At 39.1% G+C, this 17,732-nt stretch carries 17 protein-coding genes and 2 other annotated features; of the genes, 14 read left to right on the forward strand and 3 right to left on the reverse strand.

The genetic code is table 11. From position 1 onward, the window contains the following. Positions 1-10 precede the first annotated feature (10 nt). Both NSU02_RS02030 and NSU02_RS02035 read left to right on the forward strand, forming a co-directional pair. Entirely contained in the window at positions 11-1,147 is a 1,137-nt protein-coding gene (locus NSU02_RS02030) for a GerAB/ArcD/ProY family transporter (protein WP_339194031.1), read from the forward strand. Then, entirely contained in the window at positions 1,140-2,555 is a 1,416-nt protein-coding gene (locus NSU02_RS02035) for an FMN-binding glutamate synthase family protein (protein WP_339194033.1), read from the forward strand. Before NSU02_RS02030 ends, NSU02_RS02035 begins: the two co-directional genes overlap by 8 nt. A gap of 6 nt (positions 2,556-2,561) precedes the next feature. Here the strand turns inward: NSU02_RS02035 and NSU02_RS02040 are convergent, their stop codons facing one another. Further along, positions 2,562-3,041: a ferritin-like domain-containing protein gene (locus NSU02_RS02040; RefSeq protein ID WP_094244986.1), complete on the reverse strand. Its 480-nt coding sequence runs from the start codon at positions 3,039-3,041 to the stop codon at positions 2,562-2,564. Between the two features lie 188 nt (positions 3,042-3,229). Then, positions 3,230-3,479, forward strand: a binding site (T-box leader). Positions 3,480-3,533: 54 nt separating this feature from the next. Then, positions 3,534-3,786, forward strand: a binding site (T-box leader). 185 nt (positions 3,787-3,971) lie between these two features. Here NSU02_RS02040 and NSU02_RS02045 point away from each other — a divergent pair. Continuing rightward, entirely contained in the window at positions 3,972-5,042 is a 1,071-nt protein-coding gene (locus NSU02_RS02045) for a branched-chain amino acid aminotransferase (protein ID WP_117017400.1), read from the forward strand. A 141-nt stretch (positions 5,043-5,183) separates the two neighbouring features. Continuing rightward, on the forward strand, positions 5,184-5,978 hold the full coding sequence (locus NSU02_RS02050) for an HAD family hydrolase (RefSeq protein ID WP_066247187.1): 795 nt from the start codon (positions 5,184-5,186) through the stop codon (positions 5,976-5,978). A gap of 224 nt (positions 5,979-6,202) precedes the next feature. On the opposite strand, the gene NSU02_RS02055 is transcribed toward NSU02_RS02050, so the two are convergent. Then, entirely contained in the window at positions 6,203-6,523 is a 321-nt protein-coding gene (locus NSU02_RS02055; protein ID WP_063388220.1) for a thioredoxin family protein, read from the reverse strand. Between the two features lie 160 nt (positions 6,524-6,683). Here NSU02_RS02055 and NSU02_RS02060 point away from each other — a divergent pair, with 160 nt between their 5' ends. The 5 genes from NSU02_RS02060 to NSU02_RS02080 all read left to right on the forward strand — a co-directional run bounded on the left by NSU02_RS02060 (position 6,684) and on the right by NSU02_RS02080 (position 12,930). Further along, complete coding sequence (locus tag NSU02_RS02060; protein WP_339194036.1) at positions 6,684-7,781, forward strand: D-alanine--D-alanine ligase; 1,098 nt, start codon at positions 6,684-6,686, stop codon at positions 7,779-7,781. Positions 7,782-7,836: 55 nt separating this feature from the next. Beyond that, positions 7,837-9,201, forward strand: coding sequence for a UDP-N-acetylmuramoyl-tripeptide--D-alanyl-D-alanine ligase (murF, locus tag NSU02_RS02065; RefSeq protein WP_339194038.1), 1,365 nt, complete (start codon positions 7,837-7,839; stop codon positions 9,199-9,201). A 316-nt stretch (positions 9,202-9,517) separates the two neighbouring features. Further along, positions 9,518-10,897: a DEAD/DEAH box helicase gene (locus NSU02_RS02070; RefSeq protein ID WP_339195636.1), complete on the forward strand. Its 1,380-nt coding sequence runs from the start codon at positions 9,518-9,520 to the stop codon at positions 10,895-10,897. 136 nt (positions 10,898-11,033) lie between these two features. Then, positions 11,034-11,513 (forward strand): PH domain-containing protein, encoded by a 480-nt coding sequence (locus tag NSU02_RS02075; RefSeq protein WP_063388223.1) that lies wholly within the window; start codon positions 11,034-11,036, stop codon positions 11,511-11,513. Continuing rightward, positions 11,503-12,930, forward strand: a complete 1,428-nt coding sequence (locus NSU02_RS02080) for a PH domain-containing protein (protein WP_063388224.1) — start codon at positions 11,503-11,505, stop codon at positions 12,928-12,930. Before NSU02_RS02075 ends, NSU02_RS02080 begins: the two co-directional genes overlap by 11 nt. 40 nt (positions 12,931-12,970) lie before the next feature. Here the strand turns inward: NSU02_RS02080 and NSU02_RS02085 are convergent, their stop codons facing one another. Continuing rightward, entirely contained in the window at positions 12,971-13,687 is a 717-nt protein-coding gene (locus tag NSU02_RS02085) for a rhomboid family intramembrane serine protease (RefSeq protein WP_339194041.1), read from the reverse strand. A gap of 97 nt (positions 13,688-13,784) precedes the next feature. On the opposite strand from NSU02_RS02085, the gene acpS reads away from it, so the two are divergent. The 5 genes from acpS (at position 13,785) to ndoA (ending at position 17,339) form a co-directional block, all read left to right on the forward strand. Further along, positions 13,785-14,147: a holo-ACP synthase gene (acpS, locus tag NSU02_RS02090; RefSeq protein ID WP_063388226.1), complete on the forward strand. Its 363-nt coding sequence runs from the start codon at positions 13,785-13,787 to the stop codon at positions 14,145-14,147. A gap of 123 nt (positions 14,148-14,270) precedes the next feature. Next, positions 14,271-15,287, forward strand: coding sequence for an outer membrane lipoprotein carrier protein LolA (locus tag NSU02_RS02095; protein ID WP_201108609.1), 1,017 nt, complete (start codon positions 14,271-14,273; stop codon positions 15,285-15,287). A gap of 113 nt (positions 15,288-15,400) precedes the next feature. Beyond that, complete coding sequence (gene alr / locus NSU02_RS02100; RefSeq protein ID WP_339194044.1) at positions 15,401-16,555, forward strand: alanine racemase; 1,155 nt, start codon at positions 15,401-15,403, stop codon at positions 16,553-16,555. A 147-nt stretch (positions 16,556-16,702) separates the two neighbouring features. Next, on the forward strand, positions 16,703-16,984 hold the full coding sequence (locus tag NSU02_RS02105) for a hypothetical protein (RefSeq protein ID WP_063388229.1): 282 nt from the start codon (positions 16,703-16,705) through the stop codon (positions 16,982-16,984). A gap of 4 nt (positions 16,985-16,988) precedes the next feature. Further along, on the forward strand, positions 16,989-17,339 hold the full coding sequence (ndoA, locus tag NSU02_RS02110; RefSeq protein ID WP_063388230.1) for a type II toxin-antitoxin system endoribonuclease NdoA: 351 nt from the start codon (positions 16,989-16,991) through the stop codon (positions 17,337-17,339). The last annotated feature ends 393 nt before the right edge of the window (positions 17,340-17,732 follow it).

Below are 17,732 nucleotides of genomic sequence, written 5' to 3' on the forward strand. Positions count from 1 at the left end.
GGAATTTTATATGGAAAAAGCAAAAATCGATGGGTTACAGATGTTTTCATTTATGTTTTTGTTTCAATTTGGAAGTCTGATTGTCACAGGGCTAGGATTGGAAGTAAAGCAAAATAATTGGATCGCCGTGTTAGTTGTTTCCGGAATTAACATTCTCCTTATTTTATTGATTTACGGGCCAATTTATAATCGTTTTCCAAACCTCACCTTGACAGGAATATTTTTGGAAAACACAGGGAAAATTGTTGGTACAGTGCTTTCAATCATATATAATTTTTATTTTATCTTAATCGCCGGCTTTATATTGCGGGATACTGGGGATAACATGATTAAATATCTTTTGCCTGAAACGCCTATTGAAGTGGTTTTATTGATGGGAGTTTTACTTATTTCTTATTCATGCTTTTTAGGAATTGAAGTGTTCGCAAGAGTTGCCCAGCTGCTTTTCTTTATCATGATCACTCTAGGGATAATGGGAAATTTTTTAGTGTTTGCCTCCGGAATTGTTGATCCGATACATCTTTTGCCAATTTTAGAAGATGGCTTATTTCCTTTAATCAAAGCGGTGTTTCCGTCTATCATTTCTTATAGCGAAATGGTTGTCTTTTTCATGATACTTCCATACTTAAACAAACCTCAGAACGGTGTGCGAATTGGAACGTTATCGGTTTTATTCAGCGGTTTGGCCGTCTCATGGACTTTTGCATTAACTATTGCAGTGCTTGGGGTGTACGGAACGGAATTAGCCGATCTTCCTTTGCTTGATACAGCCCAAAAAATCAATGTCGGCGACTTTTTTCAGAGAATGGATCCGATTGTCATTTTAACTTTATTTATCGGCCTTTTCATAAAATTAAATATTTTTTTTTATGCAGGAGTTGTAGGAATGGCGGAGCTGTTTAAAAAACAAAAGCACCAGCCTTTTATACTGCCTGCAGCGATTATGATTTTTGTCATTGCAATTGTAAGTGCGGAAAATGAGATCGAGAAAAAAGAACTTTTAAAGGAAAAGCTTCCATTGTTCATTGGGCTGCCGATTTTAATTATTATTCCTTGTATATTGTTGGTGATCATAGCCATTCGCGGCAAACGGCAAAAAAGAAAGCATCTACAACCTTATTCAAAAGGATCGATGAAGGATGAATGAATTTTTGGTAATAGGCGCATTATTATTAAGTCCCTTGCTGACATATGTGATCGTGTTATTAACTATTCGCCCTCTTATTAAAAGAGCTACTTCATCGTTTACAAAAATTCTCATGGGTGATCCCTATATGGAAAATGTATGGGAAATGGTCAGTGCCTTTACGCGGATAAGTCCAAGGATTGTCGTTGAGAACAGCTTGAGGGCTGCAGAAGGGAAAATTATTGACCGCCCGTTTGGTAGCCCGCGAAAATTTCTTAATTTTGACGGGCTCGTCTTTTCACCCGCTCAACTTGCAATTTTTCCTGCAAAAGAGGACGCAAAAGTGGAAATGAAAACGGTTATTGGTCCCTTGGCCAAAAAACCTCTCACAATTGATATGCCTGTTTTGCTTGGCGGGATGGCATACGGTCTTGGCGTAAGCGAACAAGTTCGAATTGCCCAAGCCTGGGGAACGGCCGTTGTCGGAACAGCCTGTAACATTGGTGAAGGGGGATTTTTGCAAGAGGAACGTGAACGGGCAAAGCATTTGATCGTTCAATACCACACTGCGAATTGGGGGAAAAATGCAGATGTATTAAAACAGGCAGATGCTGTGGAAATCCATATTGGGCAAGGAGCTTCAGCTGCTGTCCCGGCAAGAATTTCACCTGAATTTTTGCAAGGAAAGGCCCGTGATATATTAGGTTTAAAACCGGATGAGACCGCAGTTATTCCAAGAAGATTCAATGAATGGAACAGTCCGAACGATTTAAGAAAGGTTGTAAAAGAATTAAAACAACTCACTGGAGGAGTCCCGATCGGAATCAAAATTTGTGCAAGCAACAGGCTTGAAGAAGATATTGAATACGGACTTTTGGCAGGTGTGGATTTTATTTCGATTGATGGCGGTCAGGCAGGTACAAAAGGATCGGCGCCGATCATACAAGATGATTTCGGATTGCCGACGATTTATGCATTGACTAGGGCTGTCCACTATATAACAAAGAGAGAAATGAAAGGAAAAGTGAGCTTATTGATTGGCGGCGGAATCAATACTCCCGGGGATGCATTGAAGGCTTTGGCGCTTGGAGCAGACGCTGTTTATATAGGAACTGCTGCTTTATGGGCAATGACGCATACACAGGTCGTAAAAACAATACCATTTGAGCCACCGACGGTATTGGCCTTTTATAGGGGAAGAATGGCGGATCAATTTAATAAAGAGGAGGCAGCATATTATTTATCTAATTTTTTAACGTCATTTTCGGAAGAAATACAGGTCGCTGTCAAAGGTTTAGGGAAAACAAATGTTCATGATGTGAACCAAAGTGATCTTGTCGCACTTGATGAAACAACAAGTAAAATCACAAAAGTCCCTTTAGCATTTGACCCAAATGAGACCGCTCATATGACTGGAAGCAAAAATTGATTTCGACTACTTCTTGTTTAGTACGTGGCTAAATCTTAACGCATGTTCAATTTCATCAGTCATGGCTCTAAAGAAAGCATCTCGAATCATTGGATCTTGTGTAGATAAATAATTATCGCGGTATGTCTCATATGCTTCCAATTCTTGTTCATAAGCGATCCGCAGACCTTCTTGGAAATTTCGGAATCGAGTTATTTTTGTTTGATAAACCGGTTTTTTTCCTGTTAATGTTTGATAAAGCTGCGTGAATGTTCGTAAATGTATTTTTTCGTCTTCTAGTGCATGTTCAATTGCCTGTCTCTGTTCAGAAGTTGCCGCCGCCTTTGCCAATCTTGTGTAAAAATCAATGGCACTTGCTTCAGAAGAAATTCCGTTTAAGATAGCCTTCAGTATATTGTCAATGGAGCTGTTATATCTATTTTGTCTAATGAAGCTGTGGTCGTAAACTGGATAATAGTAGTTTACATAATGTGTATTAGCATACATGCAAATATCCCACCTTTCATTTTTCTTATGTCAGTTTATTCAGATATAGAGAAAAAGTGATGAATTGGATGAAATCGAGACGTGTCGGAAACAAATTTTTGTTAAAAACTAAATTCTTATTGACTTAAAACGAAAGAGATTATATAATCATTTTCAAAATTATTTACTAAATAAATTATTTTCAGATAAGAAAAGCAAAGAAAAGGAGCAGTAAAAGAGGCCGGTGGCGCATAGAGAGCTGACCCGCAGGCTGAAAGGTCAGTCGTTCACCACTCTTTGAAGGTCACCTTGGAGCTTTGTTTTAGAAATAGCGCAAGCTAAAGTATAAAGCAACGGTTCTTCCGTTATCAAGAAAAGTCATGTACGTGACTTGCTGAGTCTGTATTTCGCGAGGAATACAGAAAAGTTGAGTGGTACCGCGAAAAACTCGCCTCAACAATCCAATATTTCTTTTTGGATTGGGGCGAGTTTTTATTTTGATAATTTCATATGAAAAAGGTGAGGAAAAGGAGCAGTAGAAGAGAGCGATGACGTATTAGAGAGCTGACCCATAGGCTGAAAGGCCAGCCGTTATCTCTCTTTGAAGATCGCCTTGGAGCCTTGTTTTAGAAATGGCTTTTTGCCAAAGTATAAAACAACGGATCTTCCGTTACGAAGAAAGTCATCTATGTGTGACTTGCTGAGTCTGTATTCTGTGAGGAATACAGAGAAGCTGGGTGGTACCGCGAAGCATCTCGCCCCAGCAATCAACCGATGTTTTATGCGTTGGTGATTGCTGGGGCATGTTTTTTTAATTGGCTATTTCGCCATGCTGCCCGCTAAAAGAAAAGCCCGATTTAGCCAATCAAGCATTCAATAAAAATTGGCAACCCAATAGGTCTAGTCAGCAGCGCACAATAAAATTAAAATAATGAGAAAGGATGGATGAACATGAATCAAGTTATTGAATTTATTAAATCGGACCGGTTAAAAGAAAAGCCTGATCTTGAATCGTTAGGATTTGGAAAACATTTTACAGACCATATGTTTATATTGGATTATAATAAGGTGCAAGGGTGGCATTCCCCTCGTATAGTGCCGTTTGAACCGTTGGTGCTCTCGCCGTCAGCAATGGTATTTCATTACGGGCAAGCAATTTTTGAAGGGCTGAAAGCTTATAAAACGAATGACGGCCGCACATTGTTATTCAGACCGGATAAAAATATAGAGCGATTGAACCGCTCTTGCGAACGAATGTGTATTCCGCCCATTGACCCTGATCTAGTATTGGAAGCCATTGTGCGGCTTGTTGAAGTGGAAAGAGATTGGATTCCAAATAAAGAAGGCACTTCTTTATATATCAGACCGTTCATCATTGCAACGGAACCATATTTAGGAGTTAGACCAGCAAGCGAATACAAGTTTATGATTATCCTGTCGCCAGTTGGAGCTTACTATTCAGGCCGTCAGCTCGTTCCTGTAAAAATTTATGTTGAAGATGAATATGTTCGCGCTGTACCGGGAGGAGTTGGTCATGTTAAAACTTCCGGAAACTATGCAGCTAGCTTATACGCCCAAAAAAAAGCGGAGGAATTAGGATACGATCAGGTGCTCTGGCTCGATGGAAAAGAAAATAAATATGTTGAAGAAGTTGGAAGCATGAACATTTTCTTCAAAATCAACGGTGAAGTGTACACGCCAAAATTAAACGGAAGCATTTTGAGCGGTATAACAAGAGACTCCGTTATCCAGCTAGTGAAAGATTGGGGAGTACCGGTGCATGAAGAACGCATTGCAATAGAAGATATCTTCAATGCCTACAAAAACGGGGAATTGGAAGAAGTTTTCGGAACAGGAACAGCAGCGGTAATTTCGCCGGTCGGGGAGCTGAAATGGAATGAGCATAAAATGCTATTGAATAATTCTGAAACAGGCGAGTTTTCTAAAAAGCTTTATGAAACGATCACGAACATTCAATACGGAAAAGCGGAAGACAAGTTCGGCTGGACGAAAGAGGTATAATTCAATTTTATATTGATTTCAAATAAAATTTATTAAGGTGCCATCCATCTTTATTTGCTTTCGAATCAGAAATATTGGCAGTGTCAAAAAATTGTTTTTAGGTAAGAATGGAACAGAATATGGAGAGGAGATAGATGATTGATTAAAGCTGTTTTTTTTGACTTAGATGATACACTTCTTTGGGATGAAAAAAGCGTCAGCGACACATTCCAATATGTTTGCACCACAGCCGAAGAACAATACGGGGTTGATTCAAAACAGCTTGAGGAAGCGGTTCGTCAAGAAGCGAGAAAATTGTATGAATCTTATGAAACATATCCATTTACAAAAATGATTGGCATCAATCCGTTTGAAGGCCTTTGGGCGAATTTTAGCGAAATCGTGCACGAACAGTTTGGGAAGCTTAATCAATTGGCGCCTGTTTACAGAAAAGATGCTTGGACGAACGGTTTGAAGGCGGTCGGTATAGATGATGCTGAATTCGGGGAAAAGCTGGCTGAGCTTTTTCATGCAGAACGGCGCAAAAGACCGCTCGTATATGAAGATACATTTGAAGTATTAGAACAGCTGAAACAAAACTATCGTTTGCTTCTTTTAACAAACGGGGATCCAAGCCTGCAAAAAGAAAAGATTGCTAGTGTTTCTGCTCTCTCATCGTATTTTGAGCATATTGTCATTTCAGGTGAGTTCGGCAAAGGTAAGCCTGATCCGTCAATTTTTGAACACGCACTAAACTTAATGGGTGTTCAAAGCAATGAAGTGGTAATGGTTGGAGACAAACTGAGCACTGACATACTTGGGGCATCACGGACAAATATCCGGTCTGTTTGGATTAATCGAAAGCAGTTGGAGCTTAGCGGAGAAGTCACTCCAGACTATGAAATCAGCCAATTAAGAGATTTATTGACGGTTTTAGAGGATTTAAAAAAGGAATAGAAATATTTTGATAGGAAAAGAATTGAGGCTGGACTGGATGAAAATACATCCGAAGTCCAGTTTTTTTAGATTCGTGCTTTTTATGAAAGGGCTGTCTTAGAAAATCAAATCGCCATTGAAAACAAAAAATCATAAACACCGATATATCAACGTTTCTAAAACATTCATGGGGGCGTCTATAAGCCGTAAAAACGACTTATTAGACACCCCCAGCGGCTTTTTCTTTATTTAAGATGCGAGCCTAAAAATTCTTTCACTTCCTCAGGTGTTTTTGCGTATGCGCTGTGCAGATGAGCGATTTTTTCGTTGTTTTTAAAAATTAAAATGCTTGGAATTCCCATTACTTGATATTTTTCAGCTAGGTCGGGGAATTGATCTTTATTGATCTCATACCATTCATATTGACCGTATTCTTCTAAAATGTCGCCGATAAACATGTCCATTCTTTTGCAATCAGGGCACCAATCGGCAAAAAACTTGATGATGGTTTCTTGATTGCTCTGAATCACTTGTTCAAACTGTTCTGCTGTCTCTATTGGCTTCATTGGATAACCCCTCCTTCCTTCGTATTTATTTTAATTCATGGTAAAGAAGAAGTGAATTTTTTTCTCCCGCAAATAAATTGTTCGGCAATGATAACAAAAACAACCTATATAATGATAAAATAAAACAGATGATTTTTTTCAAAACGGGAGGAAAAAATAAATGGCAATCAAACTGGCGCTTGTATATGGGGGCAAATCTGCCGAGCATCAAGTATCATTACAAACAGCTCGGGCAGTAATAAACGCTCTCGATAAAAATAAATTTGACATATATCCAATTTACATTACGGAGCAAGGGCAATGGGTAAAAGGAAAGCAATTGAACGGTCCAGTTGAAAGAGTAGAAGACTTGAAGTTTCTAGCGGGAAATTCCGAAGCTGGAGAAAAAGGTGAACATTTGCCGGTACCTTTCAGTCAAGAGCTATTTAACGCTCCAGGAAGCGCTGATCCAGTCCATGTCGTATTTCCGCTATTGCATGGACCGAATGGTGAAGATGGAACGATACAAGGAATGCTGGAATTGCTGAATATACCTTATGTTGGGAATGGAGTTTTGGCTTCAGCAGCAGGAATGGATAAAATCATTATGAAAAATTTATTTGCCCAAGCAGGACTTGCTCAGGCAAAGTACGTTTGGTTTACGAACAAAGACTGGGAAAAAGATAAAGAGGAGGTTTTTCAAAAAGTCGAGGAGCAGCTCGGATATCCTTGCTTTGTAAAGCCAGCCAACCTCGGTTCAAGCGTAGGTATCAGCAAGGCAAAAGATCGGCAATCGCTCATTCAATCTATTGAAGAAGCGTTTCTGTATGATCGGAAGCTGATTATTGAAGAAAGTATTGATGGAAGGGAAGTTGAAATCGGAGTAATTGGAAATGATGAACCGATCTGCTCTGTTGTTGGGGAAATTGCTCCGAAAAAAGAGTTTTACGATTATAAAGCGAAATATGAAGACGGAGATACGGAGCTCATTATTCCAGCTGACATAACGGAAGAGCAATATGAACAAATCAAGAAAATGGCGCTGAAAGCATTTAAAGCTATCGATGGTTCTGGACTTGTTCGGGCAGACTTTTTCTTGAGAAAAGACGGAACACCGTTGATCAATGAAGTGAACACAATGCCTGGATTTACGCCGTTTAGCATGTTCCCTCTTTTATGGAAGCACAGCGGCATCGATTATCCGGCGTTGATTGAAAAATTGGTTCAGCTTGGAATCGAGCGATATGAACTAAAACAGAGAATCAAGTATACTATTTAAAGATCGTTCTTAGGGCGGCTGTGTAAGCCGCCTTTTGAAAGGAGAACAAAAAAGCATGATAAAACGGCAATTATCAGCAATTAAGCAGATGGCAAACAACGCAGAATTAAAAGAGGAATTTGAGAAGATTACCATCGAAGGGGTAACGACTGATTCGCGGAATGTCCGTAAAGGAAACTTATTTGTACCCATTATTGGCGAAAAGTTTAATGGACATGACTTTGTCGAGAAAGCGTTCGAAAATGGTGCTCATGCCTCCTTATGGTCTAGATCAGTCCCGAATCCGCAGCAAGACAAACCATTGATCATTGTCGACGATACCTTGGCAGCATTGCAGCAGATTGCTTCTCACTATTTGTTGGCAGTAAACCCAAAAGTAGTAGGGATTACAGGCTCTAATGGCAAAACAACGACAAAAGATATGATCGCATCGGTTGTGGGCACTCGGTATCGCGTGCATAAAACGAAAGGGAATTTCAATAACCATATCGGTCTGCCTTTAACAATATTAGATATGCCTGAAGATACAGAGGTGGCCGTATTAGAAATGGGCATGAACGCTAAGGGAGAAATTGAATTATTATCATCAATTGCACGTCCTGATATAGCCGTCATTACCAATATCGGCGATGCTCATTTACAAGATTTAGGCTCTCGTGAAGGGATTGCGGAAGCAAAGCTTGAAATTATAAAGGGTTTAAAAGAGAATGGAACACTCATTTATCATGGTGATGAGCCTTTGTTAAAAAAAGATTATTCATGTCAAACCGTAACGTTTGGAGAAAATAAAAACAATAATCTTTTTCCGACATCAATGGAGCTGTTGGGTGAAGGAACACGGTTTCGCGCCAATATAGCTGAACAGCCTTTTTTTATCCCTGTTTTAGGCCGCCACAATGTTTTAAACGCATTGGCAGCGATCGCTGTTGGAGAACTCCTAAAGATCGGACTGGATCGTATTGAAAAAGGGCTTCGCGATTTGAAAATAACAAACATGAGACTTGAATTGATTCAAACGAAGAACGGTCTGTCCATCATAAATGATGCATATAACGCGAATCCTACAGCGATGAAAGCAGCCATTGATCTAGTCCATGGTCTAAAAGGATATTCGCAAAAAATTCTTGTCTTAGGGGATATGCTGGAGCTTGGCGAAAGAGAAGTTGAACTTCATCAAGAAGTAGGAATGATGCTGTCTGATCAAGAAATTGATCACCTCTTTACATTTGGAAAGCTCGGAAAAGAAATTGCCGTTGGTGCAAAGAAAGTTATAGATGAAAGAAAAATTCATGTGTTTTTTGACAAAGATGAACTAATTCATGAATTAAAGAAAGCTGCAGGCTCAAAAGATCTTGTGTTAGTGAAAGCGTCCAGAGGAATGAAGCTGGAAGATGTTGTTCATGCATTAATGGAAGAATAAAATAAAACATCATTTTGCTTGTGCTTTTGTTTTTATGCTTTTTTAGCTATAGTGCGGTAAGTTGAAATAGATTGATGGAAATGGTACGATAACACCTGCGGTGAATGGATAAAAATCCCTATGCGTACTTTCCAGCAAAAATCGGAGTTTACACTGATTCTCACGACTATGATAAGCTTACAGTTTCTAGAAAATACGCACAAGAGCCTTTTTATCCAGCAGCGCTTAATAAAAGTCTTAAAGGAGTTTGGAAAAATTGACAAATTTGTTTCACCAGTTCGGGTTGAGTCCGGAGCTGTTAAAATCAATAAAAAGAATGGGCTTCGAAGAAGCGACTCCCATTCAAATGCAGGCGATCCCTTTAGGCTTGAACAATAAAGACATCATTGGACAAGCGCAAACAGGGACAGGAAAAACAGCAGCTTTTGGCATCCCTTTAGTAGAAAAAATTAATGTTCATGATTCAGCTGTTCAAGCGATCGTGATAGCTCCAACACGGGAACTTGCTATACAAGTATCAGAAGAGTTATATAAAATCGGTTATGATAAACGGACAAGAGTATTGCCGATTTACGGAGGCCAGGACATTTCCAGGCAGATTCGGGCTTTGAAGAAGCCGCCCCACATCATTGTTGGAACACCTGGAAGGTTATTGGATCACATACGGCGCAATACGCTGCGGCTTGATTCTGTGCACACTGTCGTTTTAGATGAAGCGGATGAAATGCTCAACATGGGGTTTATTGATGATATTGAGCACATTCTTTCAAATATTCCTAGGGAGCGTCAAACCCTTCTATTTTCTGCGACAATGCCTGGTCCAATTAAATCAATTGCAGAACGTTTTATGAAAAATCCGACTCATGTCCGTGTAAAAGCGAAAGAAGTAACGGTTCCAAATGTGCAGCAATATTATTTAGAAGTGCCTGAAAAACAAAAATTTGACGTTTTGACAAGACTTCTTGATCTGCAATCACCGGAGCTTGCGATTGTGTTTGGCAGGACAAAGCGCCGAGTGGACGAACTTTCTGAAGCATTAAATGTCCGCGGCTATTCAGCAGAAGGAATTCATGGCGATTTAAGCCAAGCGAAACGCTTATCTGTTTTGAACAAATTTAAAAATGGGGCCATTGATGTACTTGTTGCAACAGACGTAGCAGCCAGAGGGCTTGATATATCTGGTATCACCCATATATATAATTTTGATGTACCTCAAGACCCTGAAAGCTATGTGCATAGAATTGGAAGAACAGGACGGGCTGGGAAGTCAGGAAAAGCGATGACGTTTATAACCGCAAGGGAACGCGGTATTTTGGAAACCATTGAGCATAAAACAAAAAGAAAAATGGATCGAATGCGTCCTCCTACTTTAGATGAAGCACTAGTAGGAAAACAAAAAATGACGGTCGAAAAAATTTGCTCTGTAGTGGAAACTGAAAATTTAGATCAGTATAAAAATTTTGCTGCGGAGCTATTGGAAAAATATGATTCCGTCCCATTGCTTGCAGCAGCTATTAAAATGTTAACGAAGGAGCCGGATACGACACCTGTAAAATTGACGGAGGAACCTCCTCTCCCTATGAAGAAAGAAAAAAGCAGAAATAAACGAAAGCTTGATTTAAAAAACAAACGGGTTGGACGGAAACGCTCCTTTCATTCAGCAAGATCGACAAAAGGATCGGCTAGCCCAAAATAATTGGAATGAAAAAGAATAATCAGACATGGAAAAAGAGGCATTCCAAAACTTGGAGCTGCCTCCTTTTTATATATTTGAAACTTTTTGCCTAAATGAAACGTAATTTTTTACAGAAGGAGACAAGGGAGGGAAAAACTTGCGGCGCGAACCACAAAATCGCATTAGTCCTAAAGCTGTTACTGTATGGAAGATCACTGCGGCTATTTGGAGCATCGTTGAGTTGCTGGTGATCATAGGCATATCTTTATTGATATTTTTTTTCAACTGGCCGAAATGGATTATTCCTATATTGGCAATTATTTGGTTGGTGTCTTCTATTTGTTCCATTTTCATTTTTCCAAATATTCGGTTGAAAATATGGCGATATGAAGTTCATGAGAATGAACTGGATTTGCAGCATGGATTGTTTACAGTTACCCGTGTGCTTGTTCCAATGGTGAGAGTTCAGCATGTAGATACCTCACAAGGGCCGATTTTAAGAAAATATAACTTGGCGACTGTAACTATTTCCACTGCAGCAACGGTTCACGAGATTCCTGCCCTGGAAATGGAAGAAGCGGATCAGCTTCGCGATTATATCTCGAAATTGGCACGGGAGGCGAAGGATGATGTATGATCAGAAAAGATTGCATCCCGTAGCTGTTTTAGTGAAAATTGCGAAGGCGATTAAAGAAATTATAGTAACGAATATTTTCTTGTTTGTCACAAACATAGGAAACATCCGGTCGTTTTTATTGATCGGAACGATTCTAGCACTTATACTCACGATCATTTCCAGTGTGTTAAATTGGTTGAAATTTACTTATCGCATTGAAGAAAATGAATTTCGTGTTGAGCAGGGCGTTTTTTTAAAAAAAAATCGATATATACCGATTGAAAGAATTCAATCCATAAATGTAACCGCCGGTTTCATCCAGCGCCTCTTCGGTGTAGTGAAGCTTGAAATCGAAACAGCGGGCGGCATGGGCGAAGCAGAGGTTGAACTTAGCGCCATACGGAAAGAAGAGGCAGAACAGATTCGGACAATCATCAAGGAGCAAAAAAGACAAATAGCACAAGGAGAAGCAGAGCAAGACAAACTGGAAGAAGGAAGGGTTCTTTACAAAATAAGCTTTAACGAACTGCTTATTACTGCAGCAACTTCAAGCGGCTTAGGGGTTGCTCTGTCAATCGTAGCCTTTTTAAGCCAATTTGATGAAATTATTCCGTACGAAAAAATATTTGACAAGCTGGAATGGATTGTCCATGCAAGTGTGACGATGATTGTCATCTTATGTTTGATTGGTTTGATCATTGCGTGGATTATAAGCTTTATCGGGGTTTTACTCCAGTACGGAGATTTTACAGTTCGAGAAGAAGCCGGACAAATTATTATTTCAAGTGGCATTTTTGAAAAAAAACAGATTTCTATACCAATAGATCGTATTCAAGCAATTAAAGTAACAGAAAATTGGCTGCGCCAGCCTTTTGGATATGCAACTGTACATATTGAATCGGCGGGAGGCGGAAGTGACAAGGATGTCGAGACCATTTTGTTTCCGTTAATTCGGAAGAAACAAGTTAAAGAAAAGGTTGAAAGCTTTTTCCATTTGACGATAAACGAGACACTGCACCCGGTTCCGCGGCGTGCGCTGTCCAGATTTTTGCTCCGTATGCTGATTTTATCACTTCTCATAGCCGTCCCTTTATGCTTGTTTTTTAAACCATGGGGCTACTTATCACTTATTCTCATTCCTTTTGCACTGGTGCTCGGATATTTTCAATATAAAGATACAGGTTGGTATTTAAATGGAAAGGAATTGACGCTGTCTTTCCGCGTGTTGAATAAGACAACCGTCTTTTTCGAAAAAAAGCGGATTCAATCATTGGAATTGAAACAATCCTATTTTCAGAGACAAAAAGATCTGACTTCTGTTCAGTGCAGTATTATTTCCAAGTCTACTGGAAGCTTTTTTGCTGTTAAAAACCTCGAGGAAAAGGACGGAATGGAAATTTATAAATGGTTTTCAAGAAGAAGTGAAGGACAAGTTTAGAAGCTCCCATCTCTCATGTGGATGGGAGTGATTTAAATTTTTACAACACATATAAAATAGCCGCAAGTATAAAAACGAAAACAAAAATCCATATCGACCATTTTTTGAAAAATAATTTCATTCCTTCCTGCCGAACCGGTTGATGATAATACGTATAATGAATGAAGCTTGGTTTTTTGCGGACAAACACTTTACCTAGCAAAAATCCAGCCAGAAGTCCTGTTACATGTGCAACTACATTGATATGGGCATCAATAAAGGACAGTACGAGAGCTATGGCTGTAACCGTTAAGATCATTTGAGAGTTTTTTTGATCCATATATTCCTTTCGGAAAAAACAGATGAACATGTACGTGCCCAAAATGCCAAAAATCGCCCCTGAAGCTCCTGCATGAGAATAATCCATTGGCATGATCAAATAGGTTGCAATGTTGGCTATAATGCCTGATGCACTGTAAATGACCAGAAAATAAATTGACTTTACCATTCGTTCCAGCGGCGGGGCAAAAATAACAAGTGTGATTGTATTAAACAAAAGATGGGAAAAGCTAGTATGCAAAAAAATTGGTGTAATGAGCCGCCACCATTCCCCTGAATGAACCCCTGCATTGTATCCGGTTAAAAAAGAAAATAGAAGCGTAAATATTGGGAAAGAAAGTTTCATCATAATCCATAACACAACATGTATGCAGCTTATGATCGTGACAGCAGGATAAAGGCGAATAAAAGTGTGAAGGCTTTCTGTTCTGCGAAACATGTGAATTCTCCTTTTCAACAGGACAAGTATTCTATAATCATTTGTATGATTTTCAATTTATAAATAGTACAGTAGAAAATTAAAGGGATGTGATGGTGTGATCGTTGGGATTGGACTTGATATCGTTGAAATGGACAGGATGAAAGATATTATGGAGCGGAGATCCAACATTATTGACAGAATCTTATCGTTTCGCGAAAAGGAAATCTTTAATAAATTGCGGGATTCAAGACAATTGGAGTTTTTGGCAGGCAGATTTGCCGCTAAAGAAGCATTTAGCAAAGCATTAGGGACAGGAATCGGAAAGACAGTGGGCTTTTTAGATATTGAAATTTTACATGATGAAAAAGGGAAACCGATCATTGTGCAAAATATTACATCAGACCGGGTGTTTGTGACAATCACTCATTCAAAAAATTTTGCTGCTGCGCAAGTAATCATTGAAAGCCTGTCAAGCTAGTCTGCATATTTGCTGACCTTGCCTCATATAGTTGTAATGCGGTAGGGGAGACAAGTCAGAAATTGTTCACTGACTCTTCAAAACTTCCTAGTGACGCTAATTGAGGCAAAGGGGTTGAAAAATTTGACGAGAGGCGTAAAGCTCGTGATTGTCTGTCTGCTTTTTGTGGGATTAATATCTGCATGTGGCGTAAAATCAAAAGAAGACGTTTCAAGTGCATTGAACAAAAAAATTGAAGAATTAAAAGGCTATAAGGTGAACGCCAAAATGACGATCAAAACAGCGGAAGAGCCGCATGTGTATGAAGTGGAAATTTGGCACAAAAAGCCCCATTATTATCGAGTGCTATTAAAAAATGATGACAGGGATCAAAGCCAAATTATTTTAAGAAATGATGATGGGGTATTTGTTCTGACTCCTGCTTTGAACAAAAGCTTCCGTTTCCAAAGCAATTGGCCGCAAAATTCGAGTCAAGCTTACCTGTATGAATCGCTTGTCCAAGATATATTGAAGGATAAAGAAGCGAAATTCGAAGTCGGGGAAAAGAACTATGTATTTGAAACAAAAACCAATTATCAAAACAATCAAATGCTCCCATACCAAAAAATTGCATTTCATAAGAAAAATTTGACACCTTCATATGTGAAAGTGATGGATGTTGATCGGAATGCGCTTGTTTCTGTTGAATTTTCCAATTTTGAATCGAATCCAAAATTTGATAAAAATGCCTTTGAAATAGAAAAAACGATGTCCAATGCCCAAGTGGATATTCCTGTTTTGGCTCAATCAGCGAACAAACAATTTGCTGTTCTTTATCCGCTTAAGGAAGACTTGCCGGAAGGTGTCGATCTCGTCCAAGAAAAGGAGCTGAATACAGATAGTGGAAAACGAGTAGTATTAACTTACGGAGGCGAAAAATCATTTACTCTTATTGAGGAGCTTGCGGAAGTTTCACCAGTTACCTCTTCAGAATTTGTCAGTGGAGAGCTGGTCGATTTAGGGTTTGCAGTTGGGGCGCTGACCGACAATTCTTTAACATGGACATATAATGGTGTGGATTATATGCTCGCTTCAAACGAACTGACGCAAAAAGAAATGATTGCAGTTGCTCGTTCTGTACAAAGCCAATCAGGGAAGTAGTAAAATTGAGCGGCAAAAGAAACGATCTTCTGCCGCCTTTTTTATGTACTATTGTTTAAAAAGAAACAGTGATATAAAATAAACAAAACGATATCGTTGGAGATGAAATTAAGATGCAGAACTATTTCCGAGATACATGGGCAGAAATTAATTTAGATCATATTGAAGCGAACATTCATGGATTAAAGGAACATTTGCCGAATGAAACTGAAATTATTGCTGTTGTGAAAGCTAATGCTTATGGTCATGGAGATGTGGAAGTTGCCCAAGCAGCATTGTCAGCAGGTGCGGCTAAATTAGCAGTCGCTTTTCTAGATGAAGCATTGAAATTGAGACAAGCAGGAATAAAGGCCCCTATCCTCGTATTAGGAGCGGTAAGACCAGAAGATGTTACAGTTGCAGGAGAAAATGGGATAAGTGTGACTGCCTATTCAGCTGAATGGCTGGAAAGTGCGGGAAAATATTTAGGGAAAACATCAGTCAACATCCACTTGAAATTAGACACAGGTATGGGACGGATCGGAATAAGAGATAAAAAAGAATTCGAACAAGCCATTTCGCTCATAAAGGGACAGCAGTTATTTCGATTAGAAGGCATATTCACTCATTTTGCCACAGCAGACGAACACGATACAGCATATTTTGAACAGCAATATGAACGTTTCCTGGAATTATTGCAAATCGTGGATACAGACGGTTTGATTATTCATTGTGCAAACAGTGCTGCGACTCTTCGCTTTCCAACAAAAGCTTTTAATGCGGTTCGCTTTGGCATTTCCATGTATGGTTTGGCGCCATCGGAATTTATCAAAAGCACGCTGCCTTTTCCGTTATATGAAGCCTTTTCTTTACACTCAAAGATTGTTCATATTAAAAAAATAAAAAAAGGGGAAAAAGTAAGTTACGGAGCAACATACGCAGCGAAAGAGGAGGAATGGATTGGTACGGTTCCAATCGGTTATGCTGATGGATGGATTCGAAAATTGACTGGTTCGGAAGTTCTTGTCGATGGAAGGCGCGTTCCTATTATCGGGCGCATTTGCATGGATCAACTGATGATTAAGCTTCCGGAAAAAAAACCTGTCGGGACAAAAGTGACACTTATCGGTTCACAAGGCAATGACATGATTTCAGTTGATGAAGTGGCCAAACGGCTGGAAACGATTAATTATGAAATTCCATGCATGATCAATTGGCGGGTTCCTCGGATTTATATAAGAAATGGAGGCAAAACAAACATAAGAAATCCTCTGCTTACTGAAAAATGAAGAAACTTGAATAAAATATTCATATCAATGCCGATAATATTGAAGAAATTATTTGAAAAATGGCTTTGCTTCAACGAATATAAATGTTAATATTAATATTGGAATAAAATGATTTCGGCTTTGTAGGAACGGTGGAGGTGTATTTTGGTGTCTGAATCCAGCTCAACAACGGAAATTATTGTTCGATTGCCACAAGCACTTGTTTCTGAATTAGATGGAATCGTGAAACAGGAAAACGGAAACAGAAGTGAATTTATTTATCAAGCAATGAAAATGTATTTGAGAGAGCGTAAAAAACGCCAAATTCGCGAGTCAATGAGACGCGGTTATATGGAAATGGCGAAGATCAATCTAAATATTGCATCGGAGGCTTTTCTGGCAGAGTATGAGGCTGAACACACCGTTGAACGCTTAGTTAGCGGGGGGTAATCTTTTGATTGTTAAACGCGGCGACGTTTATTTTGCTGATTTATCCCCTGTAGTTGGTTCAGAGCAAGGCGGCGTTCGTCCAGTTTTAATTATCCAAAATGATATAGGGAATCGTTTTAGTCCAACGGTGATCGTAGCCGCTATTACAGCACAAATTCAAAAAGCAAAATTGCCGACTCATGTTGAAATTGATGCGAAAAAATATGGATTTGAACGGGATTCGGTCATTTTGCTTGAGCAGATTAGAACGATTGATAAACAACGGTTAACGGATAAAATTACCCATCTCGATGATGAAATGATGGATAAAGTGGACGATGCCTTACAAATCAGTTTAGGCCTGATCGATTTCTAATATTTTTTACGTATATTTCAACGATCTTTTCAAAAGGACTGCCTGCAGGTAGAATGTTTAAAATAAATAAGATTGAAAAAATGTCCACAGTTGCGAAACTGTGGTATTTTTGATTTTTGCGCAAAAATGAACAGACGTGCTGACAAGCTGCATTCGCTTTTTTAAACGACGAAGCATTTAAAAACAGCATCTTCCATAGTCGAGAAGCGAAAGGAAGATTTGCCGCATTCCCTTTATAAAAATAGCTGTAAGCAATGAATGCGACAGCTTAGCAGATATTGTGGAAGAAAAATGATAAAAACGGGAACATATCTATAATTTTTTTTATTTTTCTATAAAAGTTGAAAAGGCAAAGTTTTTGAAAGGAGACATGCAACATGTCACTGAAAATTT

Source organism: Aeribacillus sp. FSL W8-0870, from assembly GCF_037963755.1.
In the GTDB taxonomy this organism is placed as follows: Bacteria; Bacillota; Bacilli; order Bacillales; family Aeribacillaceae; genus Aeribacillus; species Aeribacillus composti.

Bases quoted from the DNA above. Each gene is read 5' to 3' on its own strand.
- NSU02_RS02035 (WP_339194033.1), top strand. From the start codon at position 1,140: ATGAATGAATTTTTGGTAATAGGCGCATTATTATTAAGTCCCTTGCTG.
- NSU02_RS02045 (WP_117017400.1), top strand. From the start codon at position 3,972: ATGAATCAAGTTATTGAATTTATTAAATCGGACCGGTTAAAAGAAAAG.
- NSU02_RS02080 (WP_063388224.1), top strand. From the start codon at position 11,503: ATGATGTATGATCAGAAAAGATTGCATCCCGTAGCTGTTTTAGTGAAA.
- NSU02_RS02040 (WP_094244986.1), bottom strand. From the start codon at position 3,041: ATGTATGCTAATACACATTATGTAAACTACTATTATCCAGTTTACGAC.
- NSU02_RS02070 (WP_339195636.1), top strand. From the start codon at position 9,518: ATGGGCTTCGAAGAAGCGACTCCCATTCAAATGCAGGCGATCCCTTTA.
- NSU02_RS02085 (WP_339194041.1), bottom strand. From the start codon at position 13,687: ATGTTTCGCAGAACAGAAAGCCTTCACACTTTTATTCGCCTTTATCCT.
- alr (WP_339194044.1), top strand. From the start codon at position 15,401: ATGCAGAACTATTTCCGAGATACATGGGCAGAAATTAATTTAGATCAT.
- NSU02_RS02030 (WP_339194031.1), top strand. From the start codon at position 11: ATGGAAAAAGCAAAAATCGATGGGTTACAGATGTTTTCATTTATGTTT.
- murF (WP_339194038.1), top strand. From the start codon at position 7,837: ATGATAAAACGGCAATTATCAGCAATTAAGCAGATGGCAAACAACGCA.
- NSU02_RS02055 (WP_063388220.1), bottom strand. From the start codon at position 6,523: ATGAAGCCAATAGAGACAGCAGAACAGTTTGAACAAGTGATTCAGAGC.
- NSU02_RS02060 (WP_339194036.1), top strand. From the start codon at position 6,684: ATGGCAATCAAACTGGCGCTTGTATATGGGGGCAAATCTGCCGAGCAT.